The following is an 11,847-nucleotide window of genomic DNA, read 5'->3' as shown; positions in this document are numbered from 1 at the left end:
ATGGCAAAAGGCATAGAAATCCGCGCCGCCCATTTCCCCGGGCGCGCGCCGGTCGATACTTACGGCAATGGGGGCTTCCGCTTTGCCGATATGTCGCATCGCGGCTCGATCCTTTGCCTTCCCTCCGGCATTCACGGCTGGGATATGGACATGTCGAAACCGCTGTCGCCCGAAAATTTCCGCCGCGTGCTTGAAGAAGCTGATGATATCGAGGTTCTGCTCGTCGGCACCGGAACCGAGCTTCGCCGTCTGCCGGAGGAATTGAAGCAGGCGCTGAAGGCGCGCGGCATCGCCTCCGATCCGATGAGCACCGGTGCAGCGGTACGCACCTTCAATATCATGCTTGCCGAGCAGCGCGCCGTCGCCGCGGCACTGATCGCGGTCTGACGATGAGTGAAGCGAAGACGGCGACGAACCAGGAGATCTGCCTGGCGATGCTGCGTGACAGCGATCGCGACCGCTACCTTGCCTGCCTGCTGTCGCCGGAGGAAAAGCGCGGCGCGCTTGCAGCCCTATACGCCTTCAATGCCGAGCTTGCCCGCATCCGGGATCTCGTCCACGAGCCATTGCCCGGCGAGGTGCGGCTGCAATATTGGCACGACCTGTTGGAAGGCAGCGCCCACGGTTCGACGGCGGCCAATCCCGTCGCCGCAGCGCTTCTGACGGCGATCGAAACGCACCGCCTGCCGCGCAAGACGCTGATCGACATGATCGAGGCCCGCACCTTCGATCTCTATGACGATCCGATGGAAACGCGTCTCTCGCTCGAAGGTTATGCCGGCGAGACGGCATCGGCCCTGATCCAGCTTGCGAGCCTCGTGCTCTCGCCTGAGGAGGCTGCACGATCGGCGAACGCGGCCGGCCATGCCGGTGTGGCGCAGGCGGTCGCCGGCCTGTTGCTGCTGATACCGCTGCATCGCCGCCGCGGCCAGCTCTATATTCCGCTGCAGATCCTTTCCGCCACCGGTCTTGACCGCGATGCCTTCCTCGCCGGTGAAGACAGGCCGCGCATCTCAGCCGCCATCGAGGCCTTCGCCGGTCTCGGCCGCGAACATCTGGCAAAGGCGAGGGCGGCGGGCCCGATCGCGCCGGCGGTCTTTCCAGCCTTTCTGCCGGCGACCCTGGCGCAACCGGTGCTCGTCAAGGCGCAGAAGCTTGGCGCCGTCCTGTTCGACCGGCCGCTGCAGCCGCCGCAATGGCGCCGCCAGCTCAGTATGGCGCTCTCCTCAGTCCGCAGAAAAATCTGACGCCCGGTCAAACTCGCGCAAGTCTCACGCGTTACAAGGCTGAACCGCTACTGCTTTGATCGGAGACTCGGCGTGGGCATTATCGTCTGGTTCGTTCTTTTCGCCATCGTCATCTTCTTTGCCTTCGTGGTCACGCGCATGGCCGCGCAGAACAAGGAAGATGGCCTGCACGACACCGGCCTCGCCATCATCGAGTTCGGGCGCGCCTTTCCGAACGAGGCGATCCGCCAGTTGCAGGCGACTGACAACGGCCAGGCGATCTTCGTGCGCCTGCATGACAACAAGGCCGGCTTCATGCGCAACATGTCGCGCCACTTCGCCTGCCATCTGATCGAGCCGGGCCGCGTGCGCGTCGTCAGCTCGCAAACGGGCAGGGGCCTGGTGATCGATTTCCTCGATGCACCCCATCACAGCGGCGATTTCGAATTCGCCTCCGCCAAGGAGTCTTCGGAGGTCGCGCTCTGGCTGCTCGGCAATTATATTGCCGAGCCGGATAAGGACTTGCCGTCCGGCAATACGGTGGCGGCGAACAAGCAGTAGATCAGAAGCGACCCATCAGGCGCTTTCGGCAAATGGCGAAGTCTGGCCGAGCCAGGCGGCGCAGTCGGCAAGCGCGCGCCGCGCGATCAGCTGCCGTTTCATGATCGTCTTGTCCTTGCCGCGGAAACGCTTGACGCCCTCGGGCTTGACGATCGAACCGGGCTGGAGCTCCGGAAACAGCCCGAAATTGATGTTCATCGGCTGAAACGATCGTTTGCCCGGCTCCTCGTCGGTGACGATGTGCCCGCCGGTGATATGACCGAGCAGCGCGCCGAGCGCCGTCGTCGCCGGCGGTAGCGAGATCGCCTCACCCTTGCGTTCGGCGGCGGCGAAACGGCCGGCCATCAGCCCGACGCTGGCGCTTTCCACATAACCCTCGCAGCCGGTGATCTGGCCGGCGAAACGCAGGCCTGGCCGCGATTTCAAGGTCAGCGACGGGTCGAGCAAAGTGGGGGAGTTGATATAGGTGTTGCGGTGCAGGCCGCCGAGACGGGCAAATTCCGCATTTTCCAGACCCGGGATCATCCGGAAGATATCCGCTTGCGCGCCATATTTCAGCTTCGTCTGGAAGCCGACCATATTGTAGAGCGTGCCGAGCGCATTGTCCTGCCGCAGCTGCACGACGGCATAGGCCTTGACCGTCGGGTTATGCGCGTTCGTCAGCCCCATCGGCTTCATCGGTCCGTGGCGCAGCGTCTCGCGGCCGCGTTCGGCCATCACCTCGATCGGCAGGCAGCCGTCGAAATAGGGCGTGCCTTCCCATTCTTTGAAGCCGACCGCGTCTCCCGATATCAGCGCGTCGACGAAGGCATTGTACTGCGCCTCGTCCATCGGGCAGTTGATGTAATCCTTGCCGGTGCCGCCGGGCCCGACCTTGTCGTAGCGCGACTGATACCAGCAGATATCCATATCGATGCTCTCGCGGTAGACGATCGGCGCGATGGCGTCGAAGAAGGCAAGCGAATCCTCGCCGGTTTCCGCCTGGATGGCGCTTGCGAGCGACGGCGCCGTCAGCGGCCCGGTGGCGACGATGGCAAGATCCCAGTCACCAGGCGGCAGGCCGGTGATTTCCTCGCGTACGACCGTGATGAGCGGGTGGTCATGGATTGCCTTGGTTACCGCTTCGGAGAAGCCGTCGCGATCGACGGCGAGCGCGCCACCGGCCGGAACCTGATGCCGGTCGGCAGTAGCCATGATCAGTGAGCCCGCCATGCGCATCTCGGCATGGATGACGCCGACGGCATTGCTGGTCGCATCGTCGGAGCGGAAGGAATTGGAGCAGACCAGTTCGGCAAGCCCGTCTGTTTTATGCGCATCCGTGCCGCGTACCCCGCGCATTTCATGCAGGATGACGGGAACGCCGGAATTGGCGATCTGCCAGGCGGCTTCCGAGCCGGCAAGCCCGCCGCCGACAACGTGGATGGGGGAATAGGAAGAGATCGTGTTCATCCCGGGCTGATATCATGTCGGCAGGTGCGATCCAACACCCCGGAATCAAAAACGGCGCCCTGCGGCGCCGTCTTGGGAGCATCACGCTCGCTACTAGCGGGCCGTTAACGGCCGGCTAATTAGCGAAACGAGCGGGATGCGATATTGCGGATGTCGTAACGGCTGACGCCGATATCGGACAGGGTCTGGTTCGAAAGGCCGCCGAGTTCGTTGAGCGTACGGCGGTAGCTGAGCCAGCTTTTTGCAATGCGGATCGGGTTCATTGTGTTTTTTCCTCAAACAAATGTCCGCTGGATGGCGGGATCGCCTATCTCTCTGCGGTTGATGTTTATATAGGCGAGAACCGTCTTATTGTGCAGTGCAAATAATTGGCGTCTGCCATGCAATTGTGCAGTGTGATGCTCGTCAATTAAGCGGTGAATATTTTTTAAGCGGGCTAACGACCGGGAAAAACATGCAACTGCCGCGGCGGTTATATGCAGACAAAAGAAAACGCCCGCTGTGGGTACAGCGGGCGTTTCAACCGAGAACGATCCTGCTTGGGAGGAGCAGCGGATCGCCTGGAATTAGCGGGAAGAAGCCTCACGGGCAACGCGATGGATGTCCGAACGGTCGATGCCGAGGTCATGCAATTCGCGGTTAGTCATGCGGCCAAGTTCCGTGACCGTCTGACGATACTTGCGCCAATTATTGAAAGAGCGAGAGAAGTTCATGTTAAGCCCCTTTCCGAGGGTTTCATCTGCCAGCAGCCACCGATCGGCGCTGACCTCTATTTGATGACCGGAATATATGTTGCGGCGCGAAAGACTAAAACAGCCAAGTTTTCAGATCACCTATGCGATCTACGCAACGCTTCAGGCGTATTTGACGCAGACTTACCGCTTTTTGGTCAACGAATAGGCAGAATGATTCTGAGGAAGGCAATCTGGTTTGGCGCCCGAAACAGGCCCCATTGCTGAATAACGCCGCTCCCTCCGGCGGTTCCGTCGGTGCAGCCGCTCCACCGAGGCATTTCGCTTCGCATTAAAGCCGCCCATTTGTCCGCAGCGTCAGCGGGCGTGGTGTGACAGCAGTGCGGCACATCGGCGTCAGGTGACGGAAATCCCGGGGTCGCCAATGCTTTAATTGCGTTTTTGCTCAATAAAAACGCCCGCCGGGGGAGGGTCCGGCGGGCGCATTATGGTGACTGGCAACTGGGAGGAGGAGTGTTGCCAGCCTATCATAGCGCGCTGGGAGGAGGAGTGCGCAGCTACGAATATCGTCACGGACAAAGGGATCCGAGGGCGTCCGGCAGAGCCGGGCAGGGGCGCCATCCCCGTGCTTCGATGTCTTTATAAATAGTATGACTAATGACTATTTTGCAGTGCAATAATTTCATGAGTGGTTTGCAGCGGGCGCATACCTCTCCGTCCATATGCTTATATTAGCGCTTCTGGCGTTAGCGGCCGGTTAATGCGCGATACAAGTTAGACCAATGAGGAAATTGTATTTTGTCGCAAGGGCGTTTGCGAAGCCTCATGCTCGGTCTATAACAGCATAGGCCGCAGCGCCGCAGTCGGCATTGCGGAAATGAGGAGGGAGCATGTATCGCGGCAGATTGGAGCGGGATCTCTCGCTCTGGGTGGGCAAGGGTCTGCTGGGGCAGGAAACGGCAGGTGCGCTTCTCGCCGAATATGACAGCCGCCCGGCAAGCTTCAGCCTCGGCAGGGTGCTGATGGCGCTGGCGGCGCTGCTGCTGGCAGCCGCCATTCTGCTGGTCGTCGCCTCCAACTGGGAGGCCATTCCGCGCCTTGTCCGCGTCGGCGCCATCCTGGCCCTGATCTGGGTGGTGCACATCGCCGCTGCCCGAATGCTCGCCCGCGGTGCGACAGCGGCGGCCAGCGGCATGCTGATCATCGGTGCGATGAGCTTCGGCGGCGCCATTTCGCTGGTCGGGCAGATGTATCATCTCTCCGGCGACGAGCAGACGGTGATGTATCTCTGGTTCGCCATCGCGACGATCTCGGCGATCCTCTTCCGTTCGGGCGCGGTGGCCGTCGTCGCCGGTTTCCTCTCCTGGGCGTCTTTTGCCGTTTATCTCGAGAATTACGACAGCCATTGGATCGGGCTCGATCCCTGGATGGCGCCCGTCATGGCGGCGATCGTCATCGGGCTGGTGCGGTATACCGGCGCCGAGCGGGCACGCCATCTTGCCTATCTGCTGCTGATCGGTTGGTTTGCCTGGCTCTATACGCTTTATGAGGAGATTGCCGTGGCGCTCGCCTTCGCGCTCGGCGGCATGGCGGCCTTCGTCCTGACGGCGTTGCCGACCCGGCCTGTTGCCTCCCTGGTCAGGAGCGCCGGTGCGGCCCCGGCCTTCTACAGCTTCCTTGTCGCCGCAACTGGCTTCCTGCTGCTGCATATCGAGATCGAGGACGGCTGGCGGCTGGTGGTGCTCGGGGTGGCGACGCTTGGCGCTTCGGTGCTGGCGATCGCCCTGCATGGCAGGGACAACGGCGCGGTGCGTTATCTCGCTTATACTACCTTTGCCGCCGAGATGCTTTATCTCGCCTCCGTGACTGTCGGATCGATCCTCGGCACGTCGAGCCTCTTTCTCTTCTCCGGTCTCGTCGTCGCGCTGGTGGCATGGATCGTCATTCGTCTCGAACGGCGCTTTTCGGCCAATGCACCAGGGGAGCGCGCATGAACTCGTTTACGGCAAGGCTGCAATCCCGCAACGGCTATCTGTTTTCGGCAATCATCGTCGCCGCCCTGCAGACCGTGATCCTCGGCACGGTTATCCAGAGCCGGGCGTCGATCCTCGCCAACGGCACCGAGGTGCTGCTGAAGACGGCGCCAGTCGATCCGCGCGATTTCCTGCGCGGCGATTATGTCGTCTTGAATTATGATATTTCCTCGGTGCCGGTGCAGACGGTGTCCGGCGGTATTCCGGCGGAGCCCGGCGAGCGCACTCTATGGGTTCGGTTGAAGAAGCAGGAGGACGGTTTCTGGACAGTGACCGAATCGTCCTTTCACCAACTGCCGCCGCTGCCGGAGACCGTGATCCTGCGCAGCCAGCCATTCTACAGTGGCGGACTTGCCGCCGGCGACAGCATCCGTGTCGAATACGGCATCGAGCGCTATTATGTTCCCGAAGGTCAGGGCAAGCCAATCGAGGAAGCCCGCAATGATGGCAACGTCGCCATTTCAGTGCGTGTCTCGCCGGCCGGCAGCGCGCAGATTCGCAGCCTGGTCGTCGACGGCAAGCCGGTTTACGAAGAGCCGCTCTATTGATCCTTGAACCCTTTGGGGCAGGGCGGCTTGCGGGTCCCAAATCCCCTGTCATTTGCCGTTCATTTTTCCTTTGCCTCGACCAAATCGGGTGATATAGAGACGCCGCGCTCCGGAAGGCCTCATGCGCAGGCATAGGCATGCGGTTCTGTGGACGCGGGTATGGTGAAATTGGTAGACACGCCAGATTTAGGTTCTGGTGCCGCAAGGCGTGGGAGTTCAAGTCTCTCTACCCGCACCAGGCTGTTTGCAGGGGGAGACTAGAACTTAGTTGTCCCCGAATGACCGAAGGTTGTTCCGAATACTCGGAAGTGAGTGCCGTTCCCCTTTTGGCGGAATGATACAGGAATTGGGAAAAGCCACGCGCGGCACGCTGCCGGCGTCGTGCTCATCGAAACGAACGGCGTCTGGGCACGGCCGCCACGACATGAAGGTAGGAAGACATGCAGGTTATCGAAACGCTCGCTGAAGGGCTGAAGCGCGAAATCAAGGTCGTTATCCCGGCCAAGGACATGCAGGACAAGATGGATCAGCGTCTTGCCGATGTGAAGGACAAGGTCCGCATCAACGGCTTCCGTCCGGGCAAGGTCCCCGCGGCTCACCTGAAGAAGGTCTACGGCAAGTCGATCATGGCCGAGCTCGTCAACGAGATCGTCCGCGAACAGCCGGCCGCCATCCTCTCCAGCCGCGGCGAGAAGTCGGCCACGCAGCCGGAAATCGCCATGACCGAGGATAAGGACGAAGCCGACAAGATCCTCGCCGCCGAGCAGGATTTCGAATTCACGCTCTCCTATGAAGTGCTGCCGCCGATCGAACTGAAGTCGGTCAAGGGCATCAAGGTCACCCGCGAAGTCATCGACATCTCCGACGACGAAGTCACCGAGCAGGTCCTGAAGGTTGCCGAAAGCGCCCGCGCTTACGAGACCAAGACCGGCAAGGCCGCTGACGGCGACCGCATCACCATGGATTATGTCGGCAAGGTCGACGGCGAAGCCTTCGAAGGCGGCACCGATCAGGGCGCCGAGCTGGTGATCGGTTCGGGCCGCTTCATCCCGGGCTTCGAAGACCAGCTCGTCGGCGTCAAGGCCGGCCAGGAGAAGACCATCACCGTGACCTTCCCGGCCGACTATCCGGCCAAGAACCTCGCCGGCAAGGAAGCGACCTTCGACATCACGGTCAAGGACGTTGCAGCGCCTGGCAAGGTTGAGATCAACGACGAACTCGCCTCCAAGCTCGGCATCGAATCCGCCGATCGCCTGAAGGAAATCGTCCGCGGCCAGATCGAATCGCAGTATGGCTCGCTGACCCGCCAGAAGCTGAAGCGTCAGATCCTCGACCAGCTCGACGAGATGTACAAGTTCGAAACCCCGGCCTCGCTGGTCGATGCCGAATATAACGGCATCTGGAACCAGGTGAACAACGACCTCGCTCAATCAGGCAAGACCTTCGAGGATGAAGATACGACCGAAGACAAGGCACGTGAGGAATACAAGACGCTCGCCGAGCGTCGCGTCCGCCTCGGCCTCGTTCTCTCCGAAATCGGCGAAAAGGCCGGCGTCGAAGTGACAGAAGACGAGATGCAGCGCGCCATCTACGATCAGCTGCGCCAGTATCCCGGCCAGGAAAAGCAGATCCTCGAATTCTTCCGCAGCCAGCCGGGTGCCGCCGCTTCGATCCGCGCCCCGATCTTCGAAGAGAAGGTCATCGATCACCTGCTGACCGAAATCGACGTCACCGACAAGAAGGTGACCAAGGAAGAACTGCTCGCCGAGGAAGAAGGCGAAGCGAAGGCCGAGACCAAGAAGGCCGCCCCGAAGAAGAAGGCTGCCGCCAAGACCGAAGCCGCCGACGCCGGTGAAGGCGAAGAAGCCGCTCCGAAGAAGAAGGCTGCACCGAAGAAGAAGGCAGCCGACGAAAGCGGCGAATAATCGCTTCCCGGTTCTGAAGTCTGCAAGGCCCCGCCATCGTGCGGGGCCTTTTGCTATTCTCGACCATTGAGTTGCATCAACTGCGGCAACAAAGGGTTGCATCGACGCATAATTCGATGCAGATTTTGCTGGAGGTGGGAGGGCCTGAAAATGACTGCAAAAGATGACATGAAGAAACGCGTGGAAGAAATCTACGCTGTGCGTGACCGCGGCGATATCGAGGGCACGCTGGCGCTGATTGGTGAGGATTGCACCTTCCGGATGGCCGGCAATACACGTTTGGCGCCTTTTTCGACTGAATCCGGCGGGCATGCCTTTCGCCAGGTGATAGAGCAGCTCATCACTGTGTGGGATCTATCCAAGATCAAGACAGCCGGCATCTATGTGGACGAGGACGAGCATATGGTCTTCGCCCATCGCGAAGGTGAGGTCAGGCACATCCCATCGGGTGTGAGCTTCCATACGGAATTCATCGACAAGATCCATTTCAAGGATGGGAAACCGGTCAAGATCGTCGAATTCGTCGACACGCTGCAAGTGGCTGAGGCGACCCGAATCATCCAGGTCGCTTAAACCTCGAGCCCGCTGGAACCGTATCGTATCAAACGTGATTCGTGCGACGCGCTCTAAAACCCGTCGCATGAATCAAGTTTGATGCGACGGGCATTCGCGTAATTGCAGCTCAATGCCGCGTCAGCTCCGCGACTTTCCTCACATGGCTGACGGCCGCAGCGCCGCCGGCCGTTTTGGTGAAGAGGTTGAGTGTTTCCTCTTCGTCGTCGGCAACCGGCGTCAGGGCCTGATCCATATAGGTCTTCGACTTTGCTTCCCGTGAAATCAGGAATGCCGAAATCGTCAGGCCGATGATCGTGCCGGCAAGCGAAGCGTGTTTTCTGAAGGTTTCCCAGGCAAAGCGCGGCCAGAAGACCAGCGGATTCTCGCGCGGCAGTTCCGGGCGCCGCTCCGAAGGCGTCTTCAGGCGCAGGAGACCGCTCTGCAGCGGATGCACGTTTTCCAGCGGCACGGTGGTCGCGAAGGAGACGAGAACCTTGACGAGCCTTGCGAGCGGCACCCCGGTCGCCACAGCGCGGCGCAGCAGGGTTTTCATATGCTTAGGCGAGTAGTAGAGCGACCAGGCCTCGTGATAGATGTCTTCCCACTCCTGCTTGCTCATCTTCGGATGCGCGGTGCAGACGTGCTCGACATCGTAAATGTTGAGATCGGCATTCATCTCGACCCCCTTCTTCCACAGCACCTGATGGTCCTCGGAGCCCGGCAGCGGCGTGAGGATGAAGAATTCGATGACGTCGAGCGGCAGCTCTTCCTGGATGATCGCGATGTCGCGGCGGATCGATTCCGGCGTGTCGGCGGGGAAGCCCAGGATATAACCGGCGAGCGTCATGATGCCCTGCGCCTTCCAGGCGAGCAGCATCTTGCGGTATTCGGTGATCTTGTTCTGGTTCTTCTTGGCGGCGGTCAGATTGTCCGGATTGACGTTTTCGAGGCCGATGAAGACGCGGGTGACGCCGGCGCGCCGGGATTTCTCGATGAAATTGGGGATCTTGTGGCAGAGCGTGTCGACCTGGATCATCAGGCCGAGCGGAATGCCGTCCCGCTCCTTGAGCTCGATCAGCCGATCGAAGATCGCTTCCCAATCCTTGTTGCGGGCGAAATTGTCGTCGGTGATGAAGAATTTGTGGATGCCCTGCGCCCAGTTCATCCGCACCAGCTTTTCGACATCGTCGGCCGAGCGGAAGCGTGACTTGCGTCCCTGCACGTTGATGATGGTGCAGAACGAGCACTGGTAGGGACAGCCGCGCCCGGCATCGAAGCTGGTGCTGAGCCCGAGGGTGCGCTGGATATTGTCCTTCGGCAGGAAGGGAACCGGCGTGCCGCCGATGCCGGGAAGGTCGTTCATGAAATTGTAGAGTGGCTTCAGCTCGCCGCTCGCGGCATCGCGCAGCACCATCTCCAGCCGGCCCTCGGCCTCGCCGGCAAACATCGAAATGCCCATGTCGCGGCAGGCTTCGAGCCCGACCGCCTTGCCATCCAGCATCGACAGGCAGCCGGAAACATGGAAGCCGCCGATGGAAACCGGTAGGCCGGCATCGCGGAAGGGCCGGGCGATATCGAGCGCGCGCGGATACTGGTTGGTCTGGACGCCGACCAGCGCGATCATGCCGAAATTGTCGTGGCGTTTGAACTGCGCGAGCAATCCGGCGAAGTCGATCCGCGTGTTGGTCTCGTCGATCACGGTGACATCGATTGCCGTATCAGGCCCGAGCACCTTGCGCTCGGCACATTCGGCGGCGATGCCATAGAGAGCCGCAAGCGAATTGGAAGGAATCATCGCCCGCCACCAGCGGATGACATAGCCGTCGTCGTCATAATGCGACGGCTTGATCAGGATCAGCTGAAAACGTCGGCGCGCAGCTTCCAAGACATGGGACAAGAGTATCATCTTTCTTCAGAAGCTTTTGCCGGAGGCAAAATGACGTTGAATGCATCTATCAGGCATGGCGTATCAATACGATTCAGGCGGTCAAACTAAGGCGTAAAAAAACGGCGCTGCACGCAAAACGCTTCTCGCAGCACATTCCTCAATATACTACCCGATATCGAGCAGCAATGCGCGGTGGTCGGAGACCTCGGGCGCCTCGACCACCTCGAACCTGGCAATCTTCACCTCCGGCGTGACCAGCATGTAATCCGCAAAGCGGCCCTGCTTCAGATAGTAGGAGGTTCGCGTGTCTACAAGGCCGCTGCCGGTGACGAGATCCGAAAGCCCCAATCCGGCGAGAATCGGAAAGGTCGCGCTGTCGGGCAATACATTGAAATCACCGCAGACGACGAGCCTTTCGTTACCCGGCCGGACGCGCTCGATGAGCGCAACCAATGCTGCGGCCTGCGCTTTGCGCGCGGCTGTGTCGCTCTTGCCGGCGGGATCACGCAGGCCATGCATGTGGGCGATGGTAAGGCTGGAAGCGTGCTCATGGCTGAAGACACGGATGCAATGGGCGTTGCGCGGCCGCGGATGTTCGCCCCAGCCATTGGTGGAAAAACTGCCATGCACGAAGTCCAGCCCTTGGGCGATGACCGAATGCGATTTGCGCACGAAGGTCGCCAGCCCGAATTCGGCGGCAATGGTGGTCTCGCCGTTAAACAGCTCACCTCTCGATGTCGGGCAGAAGAAGCCGGCGTGGCCGGGCAGGGCGGCGCCGATCTCTGCAAACAGATTGGCGCGCTGAGGCAGCTCCAGCTCCCCATCCCGATAGATCGACCATCCCTCATCTGCCCCCGGCGCCCGCAACACCTCCTGCAGGCACAGCACATCCGCATCGGCCCGTCTCACATAGTCAATGAGGGCCTCGTGCAGCCTGCCGCCCCAGGCGTTCAGCGAAATGATGCGCAAT

The 11,847-nt window shown here is 60.7% G+C and carries 12 protein-coding genes and 1 tRNA gene; 8 read left to right on the top strand and 5 right to left on the bottom strand.

Going from position 1 to position 11,847, the window contains the following annotated elements; translation table 11 throughout:
* The 3 genes from QMO80_RS03630 (at position 1) to QMO80_RS03620 (ending at position 1,787) form a co-directional block, all read left to right on the top strand.
* The gene (locus QMO80_RS03630) at positions 1–387 is read left to right on the top strand and encodes an Mth938-like domain-containing protein (protein ID WP_283198923.1); all 387 of its coding nucleotides are present in this window, start codon (positions 1–3) and stop codon (positions 385–387) included.
* A gap of 2 nt (positions 388–389) precedes the next feature.
* The gene (locus QMO80_RS03625; protein ID WP_283198922.1) at positions 390–1,247 is read left to right on the top strand and encodes a phytoene/squalene synthase family protein; all 858 of its coding nucleotides are present in this window, start codon (positions 390–392) and stop codon (positions 1,245–1,247) included.
* Positions 1,248–1,319: 72 nt separating this feature from the next.
* The gene (locus QMO80_RS03620; RefSeq protein ID WP_283198921.1) at positions 1,320–1,787 is read left to right on the top strand and encodes a hypothetical protein; all 468 of its coding nucleotides are present in this window, start codon (positions 1,320–1,322) and stop codon (positions 1,785–1,787) included.
* A gap of 15 nt (positions 1,788–1,802) precedes the next feature.
* On the opposite strand, the gene trmFO is transcribed toward QMO80_RS03620, so the two are convergent.
* The 3 genes from trmFO to QMO80_RS03605 form a co-directional block, all read right to left on the bottom strand.
* Positions 1,803–3,236: a methylenetetrahydrofolate--tRNA-(uracil(54)-C(5))-methyltransferase (FADH(2)-oxidizing) TrmFO gene (gene trmFO, locus QMO80_RS03615; protein WP_283198920.1), complete on the bottom strand. Its 1,434-nt coding sequence runs from the start codon at positions 3,234–3,236 to the stop codon at positions 1,803–1,805.
* 119 nt (positions 3,237–3,355) lie between these two features.
* Positions 3,356–3,499, bottom strand: a complete 144-nt coding sequence (locus tag QMO80_RS03610) for a DUF1127 domain-containing protein (RefSeq protein WP_003573524.1) — start codon at positions 3,497–3,499, stop codon at positions 3,356–3,358.
* Between the two features lie 303 nt (positions 3,500–3,802).
* Positions 3,803–3,949 carry a DUF1127 domain-containing protein gene (locus QMO80_RS03605; RefSeq protein WP_010067591.1) on the bottom strand — a complete coding sequence of 49 codons (147 nt, stop codon included), beginning with the start codon at positions 3,947–3,949 and terminating at the stop codon, positions 3,803–3,805.
* Positions 3,950–4,818: 869 nt separating this feature from the next.
* Between QMO80_RS03605 and QMO80_RS03600 the strand changes: the two genes are divergently transcribed.
* The 5 genes from QMO80_RS03600 to QMO80_RS03580 all read left to right on the top strand — a co-directional run bounded on the left by QMO80_RS03600 (position 4,819) and on the right by QMO80_RS03580 (position 9,007).
* Positions 4,819–5,922: a DUF2157 domain-containing protein gene (locus tag QMO80_RS03600; protein WP_283198919.1), complete on the top strand. Its 1,104-nt coding sequence runs from the start codon at positions 4,819–4,821 to the stop codon at positions 5,920–5,922.
* Positions 5,919–6,509: a GDYXXLXY domain-containing protein gene (locus tag QMO80_RS03595; RefSeq protein WP_283198918.1), complete on the top strand. Its 591-nt coding sequence runs from the start codon at positions 5,919–5,921 to the stop codon at positions 6,507–6,509. The genes QMO80_RS03600 and QMO80_RS03595 overlap by 4 nt, the downstream gene beginning before the upstream one ends.
* A gap of 153 nt (positions 6,510–6,662) precedes the next feature.
* Positions 6,663–6,747 (top strand) — tRNA-Leu (locus tag QMO80_RS03590).
* A gap of 202 nt (positions 6,748–6,949) precedes the next feature.
* On the top strand, positions 6,950–8,434 hold the full coding sequence (gene tig, locus QMO80_RS03585) for a trigger factor (RefSeq protein ID WP_283198917.1): 1,485 nt from the start codon (positions 6,950–6,952) through the stop codon (positions 8,432–8,434).
* 150 nt (positions 8,435–8,584) lie between these two features.
* Complete coding sequence (locus QMO80_RS03580) at positions 8,585–9,007, top strand: nuclear transport factor 2 family protein (RefSeq protein WP_283198916.1); 423 nt, start codon at positions 8,585–8,587, stop codon at positions 9,005–9,007.
* Between the two features lie 109 nt (positions 9,008–9,116).
* Here the strand turns inward: QMO80_RS03580 and QMO80_RS03575 are convergent, their stop codons facing one another.
* A complete protein-coding gene (locus tag QMO80_RS03575; protein WP_283198915.1) occupies positions 9,117–10,886 on the bottom strand; it encodes a radical SAM protein in 1,770 nt (589 codons plus the stop codon).
* 156 nt (positions 10,887–11,042) lie between these two features.
* Positions 11,043–11,846, bottom strand: coding sequence for an endonuclease/exonuclease/phosphatase family protein (locus tag QMO80_RS03570; RefSeq protein WP_283198914.1), 804 nt, complete (start codon positions 11,844–11,846; stop codon positions 11,043–11,045).
* Position 11,847: the final 1 nt, after the last annotated feature.

This window comes from Rhizobium sp. BT03, assembly GCF_030053155.1.
Taxonomy (GTDB): Bacteria; Pseudomonadota; Alphaproteobacteria; order Rhizobiales; family Rhizobiaceae; genus Rhizobium.
This window is presented reverse-complemented; position numbering and strand designations above follow the sequence as displayed.